This window comes from Bacillus sp. AF62 (assembly GCF_050312695.1).
Taxonomy (GTDB): Bacteria; Bacillota; Bacilli; order Bacillales; family Bacillaceae_G; genus Bacillus_A; species Bacillus_A cereus.
Window position 1 is genome coordinate 1 of sequence record NZ_JBNPJZ010000055.1, and the last position, 21,469, is coordinate 21,469.

Genomic DNA, 21,469 nt, shown 5'->3' on the forward strand with positions numbered 1-21,469 from the left:
GCTATCTATTGCATGTTCAGCTAGTTTTTCTGATTCATAACATTGCATATTTATTTTAGTTTTGCAACACCCTCATAAATAATTAAAGTTAGTAAAATGATGAAAGTTATATGTGAGAAAAGAGGGTTTTTAGTGAAAATGAATAGAAGAAAACTAGTTTCAAGTATTTCAATGGCTATGTTATTAGTTGGTGTAATTGCATTCATATTTATGAATAAAGAATCTAAAATTAAAGGTTTTCCAGTACCAATGTCAGCAATTCATATTAACGATGATAAGGAAGAGGACTATCAATATATAAGTGTAATGCCAATTACAAAGGCGAGTGGATGGGAGAACTTAGGGGAAAACGGGCATACTGTTAGTTTTAAAAAAGGGGAGCGGAAGGTAGCAGTAGTACATTATCCAGGAGACATTACGTATTATTTATTTGAAAAATAATTGATGATAAAAGGGATAGGGAGTAGATGATAATGTAAGATTGTTTACTTTCTATCTTTTTTGGATTTTAATTCTGAATTGTTTGAATTAAAATTATTATGCGTATAGAATAAAATAATATGTTTTATTGAATGATATAGATAATAAGTAATATATAATAATGTTATGTAAACTATAAACAGGGGAAGAAAGCAAATCAAGAGATTTTAATTTTTATATTTTAGATGTATTTTTACACGGTAAGTATTCCAATAATCAACTTACAACATTTACGGAGGGCATCAAACTTTGAATAAGTAATGGAGTTGATAACAAAATAAATTAACGTTTGTGTATATGGAAAAATAGAAAGTATGGCGAGTGGGAAATGTATCGGATCATAAGGGGGAATTAAAAATGTTACTAAAAACAATCTACTGTAAGGTGGAAGAAGAGAAAAAGGAATTGTTTTCAAATGCGCAAGAAAAATGGCGTGATATACAGCACCTAGATGGTTTTCATGGACAATTTGGTGGATGGAATGAAGATGAGGCATGTGTATTTACTTTATGGGAAGATAGAAGTGTATATCAATCATTTATGAATGGTGCTCACGATACAATTTATTTAAATAGTAATCAAGAGGATACGTTTCTTTCATGTGAAATTGAATTATTTCAAACGTTGTATGATATAACTGATATGCATTTGAAAGACGTTGTAATAGAGGGAGCATTCGTAAGAGTTGCTATATGTGATGTAAAATTGGAAAAGGAAAAGCATTTTTTACATAAGCAAGAAACAATTTGGAATAAAGGAATGGAAAAAGCAAAAGGAATGCTAGGTGGGGTAGTTGGGAAGTCTTTAAAAAATGAAAATCGTTACATAGTGTTAACGTATTGGAAAGATGAAATAGCGCACCAACATTATGTGGAAGAGATTTTCCCAGATTTATATAAATTAGCTAATATTCATGAAGATATAGAAAAGATACAAGGAAAACAAGCTGTATGTAAGGAAGAATGGCTTGTATATTAAACGCTGAAAAAGTGCATAAATGATTGTATAATAACGATATTTTCTTATAAACAAGCAATTAATAGAAGACGTTATATACCCTTTCATGTTAATATATTTAAGTTATAATAGGAGGCTTACCCTTTTGTATTGTACGGTAGAAGCAGTGTGAGCTTGAAATTTTTTTTAGAAAAGGATGTGCCTAATTTGCGTATTAATAAATTTATTAGTGAAGCTGGAAAAGCGTCTCGACGTGGAGCGGATAAACTAATTAATGAGAGAAGAGTAATTATTAACGGTAAGGTTGCAAAAATTGGTGACCAAGTAAATCCAGGTGATGATGTACGAGTAAATGGAGAGCAGCTTCGAATTGCTCGAGATCACGTATATATCGCTTTAAATAAACCAGTAGGTATTACATGTACGAGTGAAAAAGCTGTAAAAGGTAATATTATCGATTTAGTGAACCATCCTTTACGAATTAGTCACATTGGACGTCTTGATAAAGACTCAGACGGTTTAATTTTATTAACGAATGATGGTGATATTGTTAATGAAATTTTACGTGCTGAAAACAAACATGAGAAAGAATATATCGTTTCAGTAGATAAGCCAATTACACCTGATTTCTTAGAGAAAATGGCAGCGGGTGTTAAAATTTTAGGAACAAAAACGCTTCCTTGTGAGGTTACACAGTTATCAAAATATGAGTTCCAAATTATTTTAACACAAGGGCTAAATCGTCAAATTCGCCGTATGTGTGAAGCTTTAGGTTATCAAGTATACACGTTAAAACGTACGAGAATTATGAATATCGAATTGAATAATTTACCAGTTGGGCAGTGGAGAGATTTAACGAAGAAAGAGAAAAGACGTCTATTTGCAGACTTGAATTACGAACCACAAGATTGGTAAAATTGTGAAGTGAAACCAAAAAAATTTGGTTTCACTTTTTTAATTAAATAAATAATTTTTTTAAACACTTGCAAAAATAAAATGAATAAGATATATTAAATAACAATAAATGGATGTTTTACAAAAAGCAAAGAAAAGGACACGAGTTATTTTACCCGGTTATACAGAGAAGGAAGGAAAGCTGAGAACTTCCTAACGCAGAAAAATAACTTACCACCTTAGAGCTGCACTAGGGAAATTAAGTATCTAGTGCCGTATAAACGACGTTACCGTAAAAGAAGCCATTGCATTTTGTGATGGGAATCTGGGTGGAACCACGGGTATAAGCACGCTCGTCCCTATTTTAGGGATGAGTGTGCTTTTTATTATGAAATGGAGAGATGAAAAATGAAAGAACAAATGATTGAAATTAAATTTCCAGATGGTAGCGTGAAAGAATTTGGAAAAGGAATTACTTTAGAAGAAATTGCGGGATTTATTAGTAGTAGTTTGAAAAAGAAAGCAGTCGCGGGGAAAGTAAATGATGGATTATATGATTTACGCCGAAATATTGAAGAAAATGCGGAAGTAGAAATCATTACTATAGATTCAAATGAAGGTGTAGAAATTGCAAGACACTCTGCGGCACATATTTTAGCGCAAACTGTAAAAAGAATGTATGGTGATATAAATCTTGGGGTAGGGCCTGTTATTGAAAATGGATTTTATTATGATATGGATCTTCCAAGTAGTGTAAACATAGAAGATTTACGAAAAATCGAAAAAGAAATGAAAAAGATTATAAATGAAAATATAAAGATAGAACGAGTTGAGGTTTCTCGAGAAGAAGCAGCAAAATTGTTTCGAGAAATGAACGATCGCTTGAAATTAGAACTTTTAGAAGCAATTCCTAGTGGGGAAAGTGTAACACTATATAAACAAGGTGAATTTGTAGATTTATGTAGAGGGCCACATTTACCATCAACAGGTTATTTGAAAGCATTTCAATTAACTCACGTTTCCGGTGCATATTGGCGAGGTGATAGTAATAACCAAGTGCTTCAGCGCATATATGGTGTTGCATTCTCTTCTCAAAAAGAATTAGAAGAGTATTTACATTTCGTTGAAGAAGCAGCAAAAAGAAATCATCGTAAGTTAGGCAATGAGCTTGAGTTATTTATGTTTTCTGAAGAGGCTCCGGGAATGCCGTTTTATTTACCGAAAGGACAAATGATTCGTAACGAATTGGAAGCATTTTTAAGAGGAATTCAAAAAGAGTACAATTATCAAGAAGTACGCACTCCGTTCATGATGAACCAAGAAGTATGGGAGAGATCAGGGCACTGGGGACATTATAAAGATAATATGTATTTCTCTGAAGTAGATAATAAAAGTTTTGCATTAAAACCGATGAACTGCCCAGGGCACATGCTTATGTTTAAAAATAAATTGCATTCTTATCGTGAATTACCGATTCGTATGTGTGAATTCGGTCAAGTACATCGCCATGAATTTAGTGGTGCGTTAAACGGATTATTAAGAGTACGTACTTTCTGCCAAGATGATGCACATTTATTTGTAACTCCAAAACAAATTGAAAATGAAATCAAATCCGTAATGGCGCAAATTGATTACGTATATAAAACTTTTGGATTCGAATATGAAGTAGAGCTTTCTACTCGTCCAGAAGATTCAATGGGTGACGATAAATTATGGGAGCAAGCAGAAGCAGCATTAGAAAATGTATTACAATCGCTAAATTATAAATATAGACTAAATGAAGGTGACGGTGCATTTTACGGGCCGAAAATTGATTTTCATATTAAAGATGCTTTAAATAGAAGTCACCAATGCGGAACAATCCAGCTTGATTTCCAAATGCCAGAGAAATTTGATTTAAATTATATAGATTAAAATAATGAAAAGAAAAGACCAGTTGTTATTCACAGGGCAGTTTTAGGGTCATTAGATCGCTTCTTAGCAATATTAATTGAGCACTTTGGAGGTGCGTTCCCGGCATGGGTGGCACCAGTTCAAGTGAAAGTAATTCCAGTTTCAAATGCAGTACATGAACAATATGCCAATGAGATTACACTTAAATTAGCACAAGCTGGCGTTCGTGTTGAACAAGATGCACGAGATGAAAAATTAGGATATAAAATAAGAGAAGCACAAATGCAAAAAGTACCGTATGTTCTTGTTATTGGGGATAAGGAAATGGAAAACGGAGCTGTAAATGTACGTAAATATGGAGAAGAGAAGTCAGAAGTTGTTGCGCTAGATGTATTTGTGGCAAGTATTGAAGAAGAAATAAAGAATAGAAAATATTGATTGTAAAGAAAACACACTATTAGAAATTAGTGTGTTTTCTTTTTTATCTTACAAAAATGTAAGGTAAATGTAAGCGAAATCGAGGGAACGAGTTGTAGAAAAATGAGAATATGAAGTAGGAAATAGGATCATGTTAAGGGTGTAAATCTTATTGGATGAATAATTAAAAAATTCTTAAGAATTTACATGACAAAATAATAAGAAATATGTGAGAAATTGATTTTATACAAAAGGGATGGAGTGAAAGAGATGTCAACAAATGTAGTTACTGTAGAAAGTGTAGAAAAAACGTATGGGAAAAGAAATGAGAATCAGTCAAAAGCATTAAGAGGCGTATCGTTAAGTATTAAAGAAGGAGAATTTGTCGGGATCATGGGGCCTTCTGGATCTGGAAAAACGACATTACTTAATGTGATAAGTACACTTGACCAGGCGACAGGTGGTAGTGTGACGATAGCTGGTACAAATATTACTTCTATGAAAGGTAATGCATTATCAGATTTTCGATCTCAAAAATTAGGTTTTATCTTTCAAGATTTTAACTTACTAGAAAATTTATCAATTTATGAAAATATCGCTTTACCACTTTCTTTGCAAGGCGTCCCATCAAGTGAGATTACTGGAAAGGTAAATGACGTTGCGAAGAAATTAGGCATCACTGAAATTTTAACAAAATATCCGACGGCTGTTTCTGGGGGACAAAAGCAAAGAACAGCGGCGGCAAGAGCTTTAGTACATAATCCAGCAATTGTATTAGCAGATGAACCGACAGGCGCGCTTGATAGTAAAAATGCAAAAAGTTTATTAGAAGCGATGCAAGATTTACATGAAAATCATAATGTAAGTATTTTAATGGTTACACACGATGCATTTAGTGCAAGTTATTGTGAGCGTATTTTATTTATTCAAGATGGTCTTCTTTATAAAGAATTAAATCGTCAAGGCACTCGAGAGAATTTCTATCAAGACATTTTAGGTGTGCTCGCTCATATGGGCTCAGCTGCTGAGTCTAAGTAGGGGGCGAAACTATGTTATTTAAATTATCACGTCATAGCATGAAAAAGATGTTAAAAGATTATATGGTTTTACTTATTGGCCTAGTTATTAGTATTAGTATTTTCTACATGTTCCAAACGATGGCGATGAATAGTGAATTTACGAAAGATAATAGCCTAATTAGTAGTATTAGACTCGTCTTTTGGGTAGGTGCAATACTATTATCTTTCATTACTGTATTTTATATTATATATGCCAACTCTTTCTTACTCACGTTAAGAAGAAAAGAACTCGGTATGTACATGATGCTTGGTGCAAAAAAGAAAAAAGTAGCACAGTTATTATTTATTGAAACATTCGGTATGGGTATTGTCAGTATTATTATCGGTATTTTAGTAGGGATGTTACTTGCAAGTGTAGCAGGAAACTTTTTAATGAATGGAATGGAAATTTCAGCAAAAGGTAGTTATGCATCTGTATACACACCAGCAATTTTAGTTACAGCTATTTTCTTCTTAATACTATTTTTCATTACTGGCTTAATGAACAGTGTCCGATTGTTACGTAAAACTGAACTAGAGTTAATTCGTGAAGATGAAACACTAGATGAAGTAAAGAAAAGTAAAACTCGCATTATTATAATGACAGTACTTGGTGTATTACTAGTAAGTACAGGGTACTATTTTATGATCAATGTAAAAATATATGCTGAATTAGGTTTTATTATAGCAACCATCGTTACAACACTTGGAACATATTTTATCTTTAGTTCATTACTCCCATTTTTTGTGATGAAAATTAAGGGGAATAAAAAACGAAATGAAACGGGCTTAAATAGTTTTACATATGCACAGCTACGCTTTCGAGTAAATAGTTTATCGAGAGTATTAGGTACTGTAGCTATGTTAATTGCATTAGGCGCAGGTGCGATGACGGCAGGTATGGCGTTCCAAAAAAATGTAGGTATTATGACAGACTTTTCTCGTGTATATGATGTTGTAATTCATGATCCGAATGATCAAGACAAAGCTGCCTTAAAAGAAATGGAAATTGTTGAAGAAAGCAAGTACAAATATAAAGTAGATGGAGAAGCGGTTTATTATTTACGTAACGACTTAACTGCGAAACCACCACTTGTTTCAGACCATTTTGATACAAAAACGTTAAAAGAGCCTGTTCGTAAACGTGTGACTGAACCTTTAACTGAACCTGTATATTCAGCTTTAGAGGCTCCTGAATTAGCAAAATTCCCTCGTATGCCAAAGGATTGGGAAGACGCAGTTGTAAGAGAGATACAAATTACGCATAATCAATTTAGCGGAAAACCAGTAAGAATTGCAGACGAAGAGCATTATCAAGGAATTCAAGGAACAGAACACACTGTAACATTAGCAACAGTAGATGATATGAAAAAATATAAACCGTTATTGATCGAAATAGACAAGAGACAAAAAGCACAAATTGAAAAAGCAACAGGTGAAAAGGTAGACTTATTTACGAAAATGACAATTTATCAGTTTATGAACAGCTTCATGAGCGGAACAATGTTTATGGGATTTTTCCTCGGAATTGCCTTTTTAGCAATGATGGCAAGTTCCCTTATGTTCAAAATATTAACAGGTGCTTCTCGCGACGTACGCCGTTATGAAATGTTACGAAAAATTGGTGTGAGACGCAGTATGTTAACGAAAAGTATATATAAAGAAATTTCATATTTATTTATCTTCCCAGCGATCATTGGCATTTCTCACGTTTTAGTAGGGCTTAACTTATTTAGCTTTATATTAGTTGACCCGTTTGTGAAAGTGTGGGTGCCAATAGGAATTTTCTTAGTCATTTATTTCATTTATTACTGGATAACTGTTCAACTTTATAAAGGTATGGTAATGCCGAAAGAAGAGGTAGCTAAATAGTTTATGAAAAGAGTCCTTGTGTTGAGAATAAGGGCTCTTTTTTTATGTTTTTTATAAAGAAGGAAAAGATTGGATAATGGTCGAAAAATATAATGTAACTTCCAAGAAATGACTAAAACAATACTATTTTGTCGAGAGAAAGGATACGAAGTATGAAAGAAATGCTACAGTTATTTCGCAACAAAGTGTATGCACGTTTTTTTCTAGCAAATATTTTAGAGCGACTCGGTTCTATGATAGCTGGAATTTCTTTAATGTTTTATTTGCTAGATCAATACGGAAAACAACCAGTTTACGCAACGATGACACAAATTATGATTGCATTACCTGCATTAATCTTTTTTCTATTGGTAGGGACAGTAGTGGATCGATTTGATAGACAACGTATATGTACAGTAAGTAACATATGTTGCTCGCTCTGTAATATTGGAATCCTAATTTCGCTTTATTACGGGATGATTATACTTGTCTTTATATTTTTATTTTTGGAAAATGCGTGTATACAATTTTTCTCTCCAGCAGAACAATCGATGATACAGGGAGTAGTTGAATCAGACCAATAAGGTGCAGCAGCGGGTATTAATCAAATGGTAAATAGTTTGTATGCTTTGTTTGGTGTAGGAATTGCAACGATGGTGTACTGGACTTTTGGAATTTACGGGAGTATTTTAGTAAATACGCTCACTTTTATTATGAGTGGTATTTTGATTCAAACAATCTCCATTCCAGAAAAAGTTCGTTTACCAAATGGTAGAACAAAATGGAAAGAAGTTAATTTGAAGATGTTAATAACAGAGTTTAAAGAAGGGATTAGGTATATATACCAAAATGAAACTTTAAAAAAATTACTTTTAGGATTTATCGTATTTGGATTATTAAATGGTGTTTTAAGTGTATCCACTACTTACATATTAAAATACAAACTAGCTCCAGAAACGTATGAAAGTTTAGCAATGGTGGGCGGTGTAGTTGGAGGGATTTCATTACTAATTGGAAGCATAGTAGCAACGAGTATAGGTAAGAAATATGCGCCAAAATCTATTATAGTTTTTGGTATGGCAGGATCAGGAGTCTTCTTTGGTATGTGTTACTTTGTAAATTACGTATGGTCTTTTTATGTATGTATCGCTTTAGCGACATTCTTTTTACCGTTTATTAATGTTGCAATATCAGGATGGATGTATGAGATCGTAGAAGAATCGTTTATGGGGCGTGTTCAAAGTTTGTTAAGTCCATTAACGACAGGGTTTCAATTGTTATCTCTTGGAGCGATAGCTATGTTATTCCCGAAATGGATTGAGGCGGATACTTTGTATATTATTTTATTTGGTTTATTATTTTTTGTTACGTGTTTATACCAAGCTATTTTACCTAGTGGGCAAAAGCGAGTACATGTTGTAGCTAAAGAGATGTGACATATTTAGCTCTTTTTGTTTCTAGATATTCTATCGAATGGTAAGGGGTAATAGTTATGTTCATGCGAACTGCTAAGTGGTGTTGGATTACTTGTTTACAATTATTAGCTGCAATTCTATGTATAATCTGTTTAGGTGCGCTCCCTCGATTATTTAAGGGATTGCAAATTGATTTAATCGGTTTTGGAACACAATTGTGTTTATTGGAGGAAAGTTACTCCGACCATGGGAAATTACATATGGATTTCGAGACTCAAGAAAATTATTTCCACAAATATGGATTCATTATATTGAAACTATGATTGTATTTCTATCAGCTTTTTTACTATCTTTGCTTATAGCGTATGTACTTGTTGTTTGGGTATTGCAGCGTTCTCATATGAAGCAAAAAATGTGGAATGGAGTTTTTCTTACGCTAGAGAGTATACCGGATATATTACTTATTTTATTATCACAACTTCTTGTCGTAATTGTTTTTCAAAAAACAGGTTTTATGCCAATAAAACTTGCTGGATTAGGAGAAGAGAGAGTACGATTGTTACCGATTATATGTCTTACAATACCAACAACGTTATTATTTATTAAACTATTGTTATTACGTTTTAAAGAAGAAATGGAGAAAGATTATAGTATATTTGCGAAGAGTAAAGGACTAAGTTTGCAGCATATTTTAACACATCACGTTTCAAGGAATGTTTTATTGACGACAATCTACTATGCGAAAACAAACATTTTATTTATGCTATCCAATTTATATATTATCGAATGGATTTTCAATACATATGGAATGTTTGTTTTTGTAAAAGAAAATTCTAAATTAGAAATATTTACAGTGAGTCTAGTTATATTATACGTTCCGCTTTTTATACTATTTCGTATATTACATACGCTTTTACAAAATGTTATAAGGGAGCGTGTGTAACATGTGGCAAGTTGTAAAAAGAGATGTGAGATTTTGGATAGGTGTTACTTTTCTGAGTGTACTAATGATTATTAGTATTGGATATACGTTATTTTTCGATGGGAATGTTCGTGAACTTACGATGATGTATAACGAAAAAGGAGAACTAGAGGCTGCTCCATTTTCGCCATCAAGTAAATTTTGGTTCGGAAGTGATACGAAAGGCCGTGACCTTGTCCAATTAATAATAGAAGGCGCGAAATGGACAGTTGGAGCGAGTATAATTATAGCAACTTTACGAGTTATAGTTGGAGGAGGGATTGGTTTACTTCTTGGTATGTATGGTAAGCGATCTTTTCCGGTTATCTCATCCTTTTTTGATCCTTTTAGTATTGTACCAATGGTTATGATTTCTTATTTTATGTTAAATGAAGTTTTAACGTTTGATAGTGGAGCGGAAGTTGTGCCGTTGTATTTGCGGGTGACATTTCAAATTATAGTTCTTACATGTTTTGCTGTACCAACAGTTATGTTGTATGTAGCGCAAGAAGTTAAACGTATTAAGAAAGAAGAATTTATGTTGGCAGCCACTGTGCTTGGCGGGAGTAAATGGCAGAGGTTGAAGCGCCATATATGGCCTCATATGTTACCATCATTTCTTTTATTAGTAGCACAACAATTTGTGAGTACTTTATTACTTCTTTTACACCTTGGTTTGTTGCAATTATTTTTTGGTGGAACAATAACCTTCAGTGGAATGGATCCAGATAGTGTAACAAAAGAATGGACAGGATTAATTGGTCAAAACTTCCGGCACTTAATTACTCATACATGGATTGTACTTATACCGATTGCTTTTTATAGTATGACAATCTTAGCTGGAAACCTAATTAGTAATAGCATGCAAGATGCGATTAAGCTAGGAAATGTGAGAAGGTCAAGGCGGGAAGGTAGAGAAGTGCAAGTAGAGAAACAAGTACAATCAACTATGAATGACTTTTCTTTTTATAGGGAGATACAAAAGTAAAGAAAGATAGCTGAAGACAAATCGTTTTCAGCTATCTTTTTTCGCTTAAAGTGGAGGTAAATCAATCTTACCTTCTTCAAATAATTCTTTTATCATATGCTTCGTATAACCAGCGGCTTGACCAAATGTGATTTTTGCTGGCATTGGTGCTTCGTTAGCATCTACAACTACATCAATAATACACGGTTTATTTTGTTTTACTGCATTTTCGAAAGCGGGAAGGAGTTCATCTAAATTCTCAACACGGTATCCAATACCTCCACACGCCTCTGCATATTTTGCAAAATCAGGGTTCGTTAAATCTGTTTCGAATTCGATGTTACCCATGACTTCTTGCTCGAATTTAATCATCGCAATTTTATTATTGTTTAATACGACGACAACGATTGGTAATTTATATTTTACAGCTGTTACGAAGTCATTCATCGTCATTCCAAATCCGCCATCACCACAAACTGCAAATACTTGTTTATCCGGGAATGCAATTTTTCCAGCAAGAGCACCAGGTAAACCGCAACCAAGTGTTGCGAGCCAGCTTGAAATGACAAATTGCTGGTTTGTCATACGGAAGTGCCTTGCGGTCCATACTGTTACATTTCCGACATCGACTGATAGAATTGCGTCATCATGTGCTACTTGCTGCAGAGCATGCATAACGCGTTGTGGTTTAATTGGAATAGAAGAATCTTCTTCTTGATCGTGTAATTTTTCTTCCCACTTTTTCATCATTTCTTGATGATGTTCTAAGAAAGAATGGTCTGTGTGTTTTTCAACATTTTCAATTAACCATCGTAATGTTTTATCAGCATCACCAGCTAAACCAATATCTGTCGCATAACGTTTTCCGATTTGGGCAGGATCTGTATCGATATGAATTGTTTTTGCTTTTTCAGGTAAGAAACCAGTGAACGGATAAGAAGTACCAACCATAATTAAAGTATCTGCATGTTTCATTGCTTCATAAGAAGGTTTCGTTCCGATTAATCCTAATCCACCGATACAAAGAGGATGCTCATCAGGAATAATTCCTTTAGCAGGTAATGTAAGTACGATTGGAGCACCAATATGTTCTGCCAATGCAAGTAAAGATTCTCTCGCATGTTTTGTTCCTTTTCCAGCTAAAATCACAGGCTTTTTCGCTTCATTTATTGCGAGTTTCGCTCCATCTAAATCTTCTTTTTGTGGAAACAACTCAGGTAAAGTAAAAGAAGTATTTGTAATACGAGCACCATTTTTCACTTCGAATTTCGGGACATCATCTGGAATTGTAAGAACGGATACACCTTTTTTCGTATAAGCCATTCGAATTGCTTGATTCACTACGGCAGGTAGTTGCTCTGCTGACATAATACGCTGGTTATAAACCGCAACATCATCAAACATTCTTTCTAAATTTACTTCTTGGAAAAAGTCCGTTCCAAGTAAATCGGTTTCTACTTGACCTGAAATTGCTAGAACAGGGGCTTTATCGAGTTTCGCATCATATAAACCATTTAATAAATGAATAGCACCAGGTCCTGCAATTGCCATACAAACGCCAAGTTTTCCTGTTAATTTCGCATAGGCAGCCGCTGCTAATGCACCAGCTTCTTCATGGCGAACTTGAATGAATTTAATTTTATCTTGTTTTTTTCTTAAAGCTTCAATGATAGAATTGATGGAATCTCCAGGCATACCGTATATGTGTTCTACTCCCCAGTCAATTAATAAATCAACTAATGCTTCACCGGCTGTTTTCCCAAACATAATTGTTCCTCCTTATAATAAGTAGATAACATTATGTTTTGGATAAAAAGGAAAAATATACAAATAAGAAAATTTATCTGGTTATTTGTGACCTATGAATCAGTGTGGGAGGCACAAAAGTTTCACTTTAGCAACTTTAATGATGACCAGCGAATAAAGTGAACACTGTTATTAGTAAAAAACCACTAGTTGCCCACATTAGAAATGTAAGGAAAGAGAGCTGTTTCTTAGCTTTCCAAAGCATTTCATGAATTGTGACATATCCAAGTGAACCGATAGCACTTCCCATAATGAGGCCTTGCAGGTGAAGAGCTTTTCCTTCCATCAAAATGCCAAAAACTGTGCCAGTACCGAGAATAAGAGAAAGTAATAAAGTCGTTAATAAAAAGGAAATATATTTATGTTTTGTAAAAAGAAATGGAATAATTAAAGCTAATCCTTCTGGAATATGGTGAACGACAATTGCTATTAAAAAGGGAATGGCAGAGTCATTATGATTTATAAAAGCTGTACCTAACGCAAATCCACTCGGTATATTATGAATAAATATAGCGAAAGAGAGAAAAAGGAAGGTTTGCCATGCTTGTTGATCTTTTTTATGTATCATTGGATGGTGACAATAGTTATCTAATAAGCTCATAACTAAAATACCGATAGCTATACCAAGTATAGGCCCAACCATTTCGTAGCTTGAAAAAGTTTCAGGAATAATTTCAAGAGATAAAAGCCCAAGTAAAATACCACCACATAATGCGTATAAACGATGCATCTTTTCTTCAATAAGTTGGCGTGTTGCTACTCCAACAGCACCTCCTAAAAGTAATCCACCGAACGAAAAAAATGTTACAATCATTGGAATCCATAAACGTTCCATAGTATCACACTCCGATTCTATTCCCTTATTTTTAGCTTACGAAAAGGAAAGTTAGATTAGTCCAAGTAATTGTGTTTGATTATAGAGAAAAAAGTAGTGATTCGTTATAATTTATATATTAAATTTAAGTGAGAAAATGAAAAGGGGAATTGGTTATGCAACAAATTAAAAAAATAGGAAACTCATTTTGGTATATGACACCTGTTTCTGAAACAGATAGACCTATCTTAGGAATGGTTGTTGGACAAGAAAAAACTTTAATGATCGATGCAGGGAATTCAGAGGAACATGCACAATTATTTTTAGAAATGTTAAAAGAAAAAAATGTATCGAATTCTGATTTTGTAGCACTAACGCATTGGCATTGGGATCATATTTTTGGATTGCCTGTATTACAAAATGCTTTAACTATTGCGCATATTGAAACGAAAAAAGAAATGCAGTCACTAGTATCTTATGAATGGACAGATGAAGCGTTGGATGCACGCGTAAAAGAGGGTACTGAAATTGCATTTTGTGCGGATTGCATAAAAAAAGAGTTTGAAGAAAAAGCGAGAAATATTAACATTATTCCTCCGGCCTTAACGTTCCAGGATCAAATTGAATTAGATCTTGGTGAGGTGACATGCGTGTTAAAACATGTGGGCGGAGATCATGCACATGATTCAGTTGTTATGTACATAAAAGAAGAAAAGATATTGTTTTTAGGGGACTGTATATATGCAGATATTTTTTCCTCGAAGTGGAACTATACGACGAAAAGAACGTTTACATTAATAGATGAATTAGAAAAATTTGATGCTGAGACATATATTCTTTCTCATGGGGAAGCGATAAATCGAGAGGAGTTTTTACAAGAGATTCGCATGTTAAAAGCAGTAGGAACTTATACAGAAGCTCATAAGGGCGATGAAGAGAAGATAAAGGTAGCGTACAAACAAGAACTAGATAGAGAATTAAATGAAGATGAGTTAGAAACAATAACGTATTTTGTCAATGGTTATGAAATGAATAATCTGTAAGACACTACATTAATCAAATATAATTAAATTGCACAAAAAGAGTATTGAAATTTAATTCAATACTCTTTTTAATAGTTAAATATGTAGTTTCAACCAAATTCTAAATATGGGGGTTCATCGTCTGAAGTGATTTCAATCTATTTATTTTTCGTATAGATAGTGATTCAAGTAGAAGCTTTCTTTGCTAATTCAGTAATATACTCGAAGAAAGTATCATGTTTTACATCGTAAACGACATTTACAGGTCGTCCATTAGCAGTTTCCTCTGTACGTCCTTGGCTTGGTCCGTATGTATGAACGATACTATTAATTGTTTTAGTTTTTGCAAGGTTAGTGTTTCCGACAAGCGCGGTAGTTAGTACATCCCATAAATAGTAGGTAGAGTTCGTTGAGAAGTGAACGAGAGGGGGAACCATTGCATAGCATTGACCAAGGAAATCCATACCAATATACTTTCGTTCTTTTGCCCATTGTTCACGTATGTTTATAGTTAACGGAACTTGGTTTGTACTTTCTAGTGTCACTAAGTCGATTTTAATTTTTGCATCCCATACACGAGCCACTGCTTCAGGGTCCCAAAACGAATTCCACTCAGCTGTTCCATCATGCTCTGGTTCATGTACATTGCCTGCTGTAAGAAATGTACCACCCATCCAAACGAGACATTCAATTTTATCTTCAATTATGGGAGCTTCATATAACGCACGAGCAAGGTCAGTTAGGGGCCCGGTAAATAATAAAGTTGTTTTTCCTTCCGTTTGTAGAAGTGTTTCTATTAAATGGTGATGTGCAGGCTTTGCTGCCATGGGTGTTACAACTTTTCCAGACTCATTTAAAATTGGTAAAGCATCTACATAAAATGCATGCATCCGCCAGTCTTTCGGAAACGGGTTTTGCCCGCGAGAGTTTGAAGCGGCTACTGCAATATTATCTTTGCTGAAGCGATCAATAATTTTACGACTTGCAGACATTGCAGGTTCTAAATAGCAGTCTGCTGGGATAACAGATACACCGGTAAGTTCAACGTTTTCCATTTGAAGTAATAAAAATAATGAAATTAAATCATCTACGCCGCCATCATGATTGAAGTATACTTTTTTCTTCATTGTAATCTCCATCCTATATGATTTAGTTAGAAATTAAATATGAATTGAGGAAAAGTCATCAATAATTTCCACCACTTCAATTTCTCCATTAATCAGTAGCTCAGGAAGCTCATTTCTAATATTTCCTTTCCAATACTTTCTAGCTTGTTCGATTTTTTGAGAAAAAGGAATACCATCTTCTTTCGGTAAAAGATTCCCGTCACCTTCAAAAGACCTTCCGATTACTCGTAGTTTAACAATCTGTAAAACTTCTCGATTGTAAGAATCAAATAATGCTTTCCATTTTAAAGTATCTTCATAGCTTTTTGAAGCGTATAAACAAGATAACCTGGAAGGGTATTCAGGGAATTCTTGTAGTCTAACCATTTCTACAATTGTTTCTCTAACTGCTCTAATTGTTTGATCCATATAACTCATAACTACTTTAGCATTTTCATTATTTATATGTAATTCGTCATTTTTATAGTGATTATTTAAAATTTGTATGCCATCTTCACCATTAGCATTTAATTGTTCTCTTTCAAAAAAGAAGTGATATAGAGTATTTTGTTGATTTTTGTTAAAAGGAATCATTTGTCCAATATGCATTTTTTTCCTTGTTACGATGTGATATGCGTAAAATTCTGCTTCATTCATGGTTATCCTCCTAGTAATAATGTAATGCAATGTTAAATTTAGTAATTCAACATTGAAATATATAAAACCTTTATAAGTAAAAGTGAGAATTTGAGTTGAAAGTAAAGAAAATACATGAAAACGTTTTAAATTTGTTCACAAAATGTTCACTTACGAAGGGGGTTCCAATGTCGATATAATGACAAAGACTCAAAGAGAGAGGATGATGAAATTTGCCAACAACAAGAAAAGAAAACCTCCAATTTGGCATGATGATGTGCCTTGGAATGGTTATCGTAATGACGTTTTACAATTTACTAATGAATGAAATAGGAGGACCAATTTATATTAAAGAGATTGCATTAGAACTATTAATTGGCTTTATTATTGCGCTATTAATTGAAATAAGTATAGTTGGACCTTGTGCGAAAAAAATTGTATTCATGTTGCCATTTGATAAATCTAAGAAAATAAATATTATCGTTGCAATGGCGACAACTATGGTAATCGGAATGGTGTTCTTTATGTCATTTTTCGGTATGGCTATGATGCATTTACATGGTGGACTACAAGGAGATTCATTTGTTTCAATTTATTTTTCGATTTTTATTAAAAATTTCATAATGGCATATCCATTACAATTAATTATTATGGGACCGCTTGTACGTTTCTTATTTGCAAAGTTTGTTATGAAAAAGAAATCTTTTAATGTAGCGCAATTTTATTTATAAAACATTATATATAAATAATTAAAAAACGCATCTCGCATTTTTGAGGTGTGTTTTTTTCATTCCAAGTTATTTTCATAGTGATGTGACATTTGTCCTTTTGCCATTATAGGATGATGGTTTTTAATTAAGTCAGAAATAAAGGATGAGGAGATGATTTTTTGAAAGGTATTCTATTTGCTGTTTTTGCGGGGATATTTATAACACTTCAAGGAACCTTTAATGCGAAACTTAGTTCACATATCGGTATATGGTCGACGAGTATTATAACCCATTTAATTGGATTCATTATTGCAACAACTGTATTTTTGTTAAAGAAAGAAGAGAAAGTAACGGATTTAAAGAGTGTAAAAAAAATATATTTAGTAACGGGTGCATTTGGTGGATTCATTATTTGTGCAGAAACTATGGCGATATATTCACTAGGAGTTACATTGACAGCTGGCACACTAATGGTTGCTCAATTGTTAACGGCAACAGTTATTGAAATGAAAGGACTGTTTCATATAAAAAAGATACAGATGGAGAGATATCATATTGTGGGAACAATATTAATGATTATAGGTATTGTTGTATTTAATATGTAAATGAAAGGAGGAAATGAATATGGAGAATAGATCAGGTTTAATTACGCATTATTTGAAAATCAATAAAACGCTCGAGGTTTTTTCAGAAATAGATACAGCATATTTTCAATTAAATCATTTTGAAAAAGGCGAGCTTATTTGCAATATAGATGACGAAATGGATCGTTTATATTTTGTTGTTAAAGGTAAAGTAAAAGTTTATACGATTACACCTGAAGGGAAGAAACTAATCCTTCGCTTTATCAATCCACTCGCAATTGTTGGTGATATTGAATTAATTCAAAATAGCAAAGCACATAATGTCGTTGAAGCTTGTTCAGATGTTGTAGCGATTTCCATTTCTAATACGGTTATTAGAAACAAGTTATTACATGATCCTATATTTATGAAATTCTTACTTGAAAACATTGCGAACACGTTAAAAATATCGACTCGTTTTACTGCTCTTAATTTACTTTATCCTGTAGAAGTACGTGTAGCTAGTTATTTACTTTCAATTTCAACAGATAGTAACGGAAATATGTACAAAGGGGATTTGGATACGACTTCGGTAACGAGTATTGCAGACTTTATAGGGGTAAGTTATAGGCACGTAATTCGGGTATTACAAAGATTTTATAATGAAAAATTAATTGAAAAAAGTAATGGAGTTATTGTCATTAAAGATTTTTCTAGAATGAAGGAAGTCGCTAAAAATAATATATATGAGCAATGAAAGGGAGAGGAAGATTTTGATTGGATTTAGTTTAGCTATACTAGCAGGAATATTAATTAGCTTACAATCTATTTTTAATGCAAAAGTAAATGAAAATGTAGGACAGTGGTTAACGACTACATGTGTCCTTGGAATAGGTCTCATTAGTTCTATTCTATTTTATATCATTACAGAAAACAGTATTAGCATTAAAGTGTATACTGCAAATTATTTGTTTTATGTAAGTGGACTGTTTGGCATCGGGTTAATTATTTGTATAATGGGTGCAATAAAGAGTTTAGGTCCAGCATATACGGTGCTAATTAGTCTTATTACTCAATTGGTCGTTGCGTTATGTATTGATACATTTGGATTATTTGGAATGGAGAGCATTCCATTACAAATAAATTAGTTGGTATAGGTTTATTAATTGTGGGAGTAGGTATTTTTAAAAATCTATTTTCGAATAAGAAAGCTATTCATATAAGAAAGGATAGGGTCTAAAGAATTTAAAGGTAAAAGCTGTTGACGGTCAGAACATATATAATTAAAAAGTAGTAAGTGGGTTATAAGAAGAGAGGGTAAGTGATTCAACATATGTTGCAAGATGGTGTACATGATTTGGAAATCGATGAGATTCAATATTTTAGCTCCTACGTAAAGTGCATGCAAGATTTTATCCCGCTATTTGTCGGGCAGTAAGACCCCTACCTCAAAATTCAGCGAGAGCAAAGAAGTTAGGTGGGGTTCGGGCTGCCCGTAAAAGCTCGATTGGTGAGGGCTAATAATCAGTGGGGGATGAGCAAAGCCCCCACTGATTAAAGTTTCACTTCACAATTATGTTTCTGCCTTTGATTTTATTAAAATTAACATTTATGACCTAAGTATAAATGTATTGAGCTCTTCTTTACTTTTTTATTTTTTGAACCGTAAATGAACAAACTTCAACATTTTTATTAAGTTTACAATTCTCATCATTATACGCGTACTACCGTCCCAATCTTTATTTGTAGCTATATCTTTAAAGAAAGGGGAGCAGCTCAATACTTTTATTGTAGAGGACCATTTTTCTATTGATTTTGGATTATTTACGTAAAAATACATCATAGCACCGTTATTACCAGATTTTTTTACAGTAGCATTCGAAAGATTCAGTGCGAACTTTGATTCAGCGTCAAAATATAATTCTCCTGCAGGGAAACGTTTTGACATAGCGACTACGATCTTTTTTAAATCTTCTTCTTTAAAGTAATAAAACACACCTGCTGATATAAAAAGAATACCGTCGTTTGGATTATATTTTATATCGTCAAACCAAGAAGTATCAAAAAATGATTTAGCAATGCTAATGTTTCTAGGGGTATCTTCAATTAAAGTTTTGCGAAAAGAGATTGCATCGGGCAAATCAAGATTGTACCAATGTATTGTACCGTTATCGATTCTTGAAAAAGTAGTGTCTAGTCCGGAACCGATGTTTACAATAGTAGCATTCGGGTGTTTTATTATAAATTGTTTTATCGTATCGTCAATTTTTCGTGCACGGGTAATGTATGTGATACATCCGTATTCGCCAAATGTATTTGCTATTGTTGAGAAGTCAAAATCACATTCTTTAATTATTCGAATAGCTTCTATATCATCTAAAATATCCTTATTTTTCTCACTGCCATATGCTCTTCCCCATAGTGGAATAAGCATTGTACCTTGTACAGATTGCAAATCTAATTCTTTAACCATGAAACATCCTCCGTTTAATAATAAACAATATATCTAGTCGTTATTTAACATTTTTGAGAGCATTGTATTTGTTTTATATAGTCCATAAGTTAAATCCCGTCTATCTTCTTCAGATAACTTTTCGAGGTTTACTGTGAAATTATTATATATTTGTTTCCATCTCTCATAATGTACTTTTTCGGCTTTTTCTGTCAGAGAGATTAATATAGCTCTTTTGTCTACCATATCTTGCTTTTTTATGATGTATCCGTTTTGTTCTAAGTTACGCACTGTTACACTTAATTGTTGTTTAGGGATGTTTAAATAACTAGCAATCATTTTTAAGTTTACAGGCACCTTTTGCTGGGCGATATACTCTACTACGTGTTGTTCTAAATGTGTAAATTCTGAGGATTTCTCCGATAGTAATTTAAAAGTACCTGACATATTTAATAATAAATTCATGTATTCGTTTAATAATTCGTTTTGGGTCATTGTTTTTGATTCCTTTATGAATTTAGTTATTATTTTATTACTAAATTTACTATAAATCAATTAAAATTACTCTTTATAGTAAATGAATGTTTACTAATAACTGTTTTTTTGAATTTATGTGGACTGAATTATAAGGGTGCGAGAAGTGGTTTTAGGTAAGGAGAATATAACCGAAAAAAAATATTACTAAACGTATATAACTAATGAATACAATGTCTTTTTCGGTTATTATGTTGTAAATAATTTTATGATAAAATCTTTTACATAATGAAATAAAGGGGTAGTATTCTATGGGTTATTTCTCAAATGGTTTATTAGTTTTGTTTGTGCTAATCGTATGCAGTTGTATATTTTTTGGTTGATAATATAATGAGAGTCTTATATAAAAGAAGTTATCTTAAGTGAGATAACTTCTTTTTACTTTATATTGAGAAGGAATTCTATCTTTCTTATTGAAGTTTGTTCTAGTTATTTTTACATCAATCAGATTTGTGTAAAGGGAATTTTATGAAATATAAACAAGCCAGAGAATAGGGAGTATTTACATGGAAAATAGTATACGCTACACAAGTGAACATCCTACAGATTTTAATGGATTATTATCCTTATACGAATCTTTAGGATGGAATTCTCTTAAATTAACGGTTAACGAGTTAGAACGAATGTGTAAGCAAAGTTGGTATGCAATTTATGTTTTTGATGATAAGAGGTTAGTAGGGATGGGGCGTGTCATATCAGATGGAGTCATAACAGGCATTATTTGTGGAGTTGGTGTATTGCCAAAATATCAGTCTAGTGGCATCGGAAAAGAAATAGTGAAACGATTAATCCAGCACTGTGAACAAAACAAGGTTATTCCACAACTTATGTGTGTAGAAAAGTTGCAATCTTACTATGAATCTATAGGGTTTGAAGCATTCTCTATTGGGATGACAAAACATATTATAAGATAGAGGTGCTTTATCCCGCTAT

17 protein-coding genes, 4 pseudogenes and 1 other annotated feature are annotated in these 21,469 nt (G+C 33.1%); of the genes and pseudogenes, 15 read left to right on the plus strand and 6 right to left on the minus strand.

From position 1 onward, the window contains the following. Nucleotides 1-96: 96 nt before the first annotated feature. From ACQRBL_RS11330 to ACQRBL_RS11370, 9 genes and pseudogenes are all read left to right on the plus strand, one after another. Nucleotides 97-441 carry a hypothetical protein gene (locus ACQRBL_RS11330; protein WP_065483481.1) on the plus strand — a complete coding sequence of 115 codons (345 nt, stop codon included), beginning with the start codon at nt 97-99 and terminating at the stop codon, nt 439-441. A 396-nt stretch (nt 442-837) separates the two neighbouring features. After that, nucleotides 838-1,458 carry a YdbC family protein gene (locus ACQRBL_RS11335; protein WP_000925163.1) on the plus strand — a complete coding sequence of 207 codons (621 nt, stop codon included), beginning with the start codon at nt 838-840 and terminating at the stop codon, nt 1,456-1,458. Between the two features lie 186 nt (nt 1,459-1,644). Next, a complete protein-coding gene (rluF, locus tag ACQRBL_RS11340; RefSeq protein WP_001222162.1) occupies nt 1,645-2,352 on the plus strand; it encodes a 23S rRNA pseudouridine(2604) synthase RluF in 708 nt (235 codons plus the stop codon). Between the two features lie 121 nt (nt 2,353-2,473). Further along, nucleotides 2,474-2,695 (plus strand) — a binding site (T-box leader). A gap of 44 nt (nt 2,696-2,739) precedes the next feature. Then, nucleotides 2,740-4,662: pseudogene (thrS, locus tag ACQRBL_RS11345) on the plus strand (threonine--tRNA ligase). Between the two features lie 249 nt (nt 4,663-4,911). Further along, complete coding sequence (locus ACQRBL_RS11350) at nt 4,912-5,679, plus strand: ABC transporter ATP-binding protein (protein ID WP_000106426.1); 768 nt, start codon at nt 4,912-4,914, stop codon at nt 5,677-5,679. Nucleotides 5,680-5,690: 11 nt separating this feature from the next. Next, complete coding sequence (locus ACQRBL_RS11355) at nt 5,691-7,571, plus strand: FtsX-like permease family protein (RefSeq protein ID WP_097919968.1); 1,881 nt, start codon at nt 5,691-5,693, stop codon at nt 7,569-7,571. Between the two features lie 143 nt (nt 7,572-7,714). After that, a pseudogene (locus tag ACQRBL_RS11360) lies at nt 7,715-8,986 on the plus strand (MFS transporter). A 56-nt stretch (nt 8,987-9,042) separates the two neighbouring features. Next, nucleotides 9,043-9,908: pseudogene (locus ACQRBL_RS11365) on the plus strand (ABC transporter permease subunit). Between the two features lies 1 nt (nt 9,909). Next, on the plus strand, nt 9,910-10,914 hold the full coding sequence (locus ACQRBL_RS11370) for an ABC transporter permease subunit (protein ID WP_097919969.1): 1,005 nt from the start codon (nt 9,910-9,912) through the stop codon (nt 10,912-10,914). A 45-nt stretch (nt 10,915-10,959) separates the two neighbouring features. On the opposite strand, the gene ACQRBL_RS11375 is transcribed toward ACQRBL_RS11370, so the two are convergent. Continuing rightward, nucleotides 10,960-12,660, minus strand: a complete 1,701-nt coding sequence (locus ACQRBL_RS11375) for a pyruvate oxidase (protein ID WP_078993335.1) — start codon at nt 12,658-12,660, stop codon at nt 10,960-10,962. A 136-nt stretch (nt 12,661-12,796) separates the two neighbouring features. Beyond that, entirely contained in the window at nt 12,797-13,534 is a 738-nt protein-coding gene (locus tag ACQRBL_RS11380) for a ZIP family metal transporter (RefSeq protein WP_000440632.1), read from the minus strand. Between the two features lie 155 nt (nt 13,535-13,689). On the opposite strand from ACQRBL_RS11380, the gene ACQRBL_RS11385 reads away from it, so the two are divergent. Continuing rightward, nucleotides 13,690-14,556: an MBL fold metallo-hydrolase gene (locus ACQRBL_RS11385; protein WP_142419383.1), complete on the plus strand. Its 867-nt coding sequence runs from the start codon at nt 13,690-13,692 to the stop codon at nt 14,554-14,556. A 164-nt stretch (nt 14,557-14,720) separates the two neighbouring features. Here ACQRBL_RS11385 and ACQRBL_RS11390 read toward each other — a convergent pair whose 3' ends face one another. Next, nucleotides 14,721-15,674: a nucleoside hydrolase gene (locus tag ACQRBL_RS11390; RefSeq protein ID WP_120460459.1), complete on the minus strand. Its 954-nt coding sequence runs from the start codon at nt 15,672-15,674 to the stop codon at nt 14,721-14,723. A gap of 21 nt (nt 15,675-15,695) precedes the next feature. Beyond that, on the minus strand, nt 15,696-16,298 hold the full coding sequence (locus ACQRBL_RS11395) for a DUF2441 domain-containing protein (RefSeq protein ID WP_001001050.1): 603 nt from the start codon (nt 16,296-16,298) through the stop codon (nt 15,696-15,698). Nucleotides 16,299-16,510: 212 nt separating this feature from the next. On the opposite strand from ACQRBL_RS11395, the gene ACQRBL_RS11400 reads away from it, so the two are divergent. From ACQRBL_RS11400 to ACQRBL_RS11415, 4 genes and pseudogenes are all read left to right on the plus strand, one after another. Further along, on the plus strand, nt 16,511-17,008 hold the full coding sequence (locus ACQRBL_RS11400) for a DUF2798 domain-containing protein (protein WP_411996319.1): 498 nt from the start codon (nt 16,511-16,513) through the stop codon (nt 17,006-17,008). 158 nt (nt 17,009-17,166) lie between these two features. Continuing rightward, entirely contained in the window at nt 17,167-17,592 is a 426-nt protein-coding gene (locus tag ACQRBL_RS11405) for a DMT family transporter (RefSeq protein ID WP_411996320.1), read from the plus strand. A 19-nt stretch (nt 17,593-17,611) separates the two neighbouring features. After that, on the plus strand, nt 17,612-18,307 hold the full coding sequence (locus ACQRBL_RS11410) for a Crp/Fnr family transcriptional regulator (RefSeq protein ID WP_000431597.1): 696 nt from the start codon (nt 17,612-17,614) through the stop codon (nt 18,305-18,307). Nucleotides 18,308-18,323: 16 nt separating this feature from the next. Beyond that, nucleotides 18,324-18,790 (plus strand): annotated as a pseudogene (locus ACQRBL_RS11415) (DMT family transporter). Between the two features lie 411 nt (nt 18,791-19,201). Here ACQRBL_RS11415 and ACQRBL_RS11420 read toward each other — a convergent pair. Further along, nucleotides 19,202-20,023: a class I SAM-dependent methyltransferase gene (locus ACQRBL_RS11420; RefSeq protein WP_000237901.1), complete on the minus strand. Its 822-nt coding sequence runs from the start codon at nt 20,021-20,023 to the stop codon at nt 19,202-19,204. A gap of 33 nt (nt 20,024-20,056) precedes the next feature. Further along, a complete protein-coding gene (locus tag ACQRBL_RS11425) occupies nt 20,057-20,497 on the minus strand; it encodes a MarR family winged helix-turn-helix transcriptional regulator (protein WP_000192923.1) in 441 nt (146 codons plus the stop codon). Nucleotides 20,498-21,042: 545 nt separating this feature from the next. Here ACQRBL_RS11425 and ACQRBL_RS11430 point away from each other — a divergent pair. Next, on the plus strand, nt 21,043-21,450 hold the full coding sequence (locus ACQRBL_RS11430; RefSeq protein ID WP_000431735.1) for a GNAT family N-acetyltransferase: 408 nt from the start codon (nt 21,043-21,045) through the stop codon (nt 21,448-21,450). Nucleotides 21,451-21,469 lie beyond the last annotated feature (19 nt).

What these genes read in the sequence shown, in the direction of transcription:
- ACQRBL_RS11330 (WP_065483481.1), top strand. Translation starts at nt 97, where the DNA reads ATGATGAAAGTTATATGTGAGAAAAGAGGGTTTTTAGTGAAAATGAAT.
- ACQRBL_RS11335 (WP_000925163.1), top strand. Translation starts at nt 838, where the DNA reads ATGTTACTAAAAACAATCTACTGTAAGGTGGAAGAAGAGAAAAAGGAA.
- ACQRBL_RS11350 (WP_000106426.1), top strand. Translation starts at nt 4,912, where the DNA reads ATGTCAACAAATGTAGTTACTGTAGAAAGTGTAGAAAAAACGTATGGG.
- ACQRBL_RS11355 (WP_097919968.1), top strand. Translation starts at nt 5,691, where the DNA reads ATGTTATTTAAATTATCACGTCATAGCATGAAAAAGATGTTAAAAGAT.
- ACQRBL_RS11370 (WP_097919969.1), top strand. Translation starts at nt 9,910, where the DNA reads ATGTGGCAAGTTGTAAAAAGAGATGTGAGATTTTGGATAGGTGTTACT.
- ACQRBL_RS11375 (WP_078993335.1), bottom strand. Translation starts at nt 12,660, where the DNA reads ATGTTTGGGAAAACAGCCGGTGAAGCATTAGTTGATTTATTAATTGAC.
- ACQRBL_RS11380 (WP_000440632.1), bottom strand. Translation starts at nt 13,534, where the DNA reads ATGGAACGTTTATGGATTCCAATGATTGTAACATTTTTTTCGTTCGGT.
- ACQRBL_RS11385 (WP_142419383.1), top strand. Translation starts at nt 13,690, where the DNA reads ATGCAACAAATTAAAAAAATAGGAAACTCATTTTGGTATATGACACCT.
- ACQRBL_RS11390 (WP_120460459.1), bottom strand. Translation starts at nt 15,674, where the DNA reads ATGGAGATTACAATGAAGAAAAAAGTATACTTCAATCATGATGGCGGC.
- ACQRBL_RS11395 (WP_001001050.1), bottom strand. Translation starts at nt 16,298, where the DNA reads ATGAATGAAGCAGAATTTTACGCATATCACATCGTAACAAGGAAAAAA.
- ACQRBL_RS11410 (WP_000431597.1), top strand. Translation starts at nt 17,612, where the DNA reads ATGGAGAATAGATCAGGTTTAATTACGCATTATTTGAAAATCAATAAA.
- ACQRBL_RS11420 (WP_000237901.1), bottom strand. Translation starts at nt 20,023, where the DNA reads ATGGTTAAAGAATTAGATTTGCAATCTGTACAAGGTACAATGCTTATT.
- ACQRBL_RS11425 (WP_000192923.1), bottom strand. Translation starts at nt 20,497, where the DNA reads ATGACCCAAAACGAATTATTAAACGAATACATGAATTTATTATTAAAT.
- ACQRBL_RS11430 (WP_000431735.1), top strand. Translation starts at nt 21,043, where the DNA reads ATGGAAAATAGTATACGCTACACAAGTGAACATCCTACAGATTTTAAT.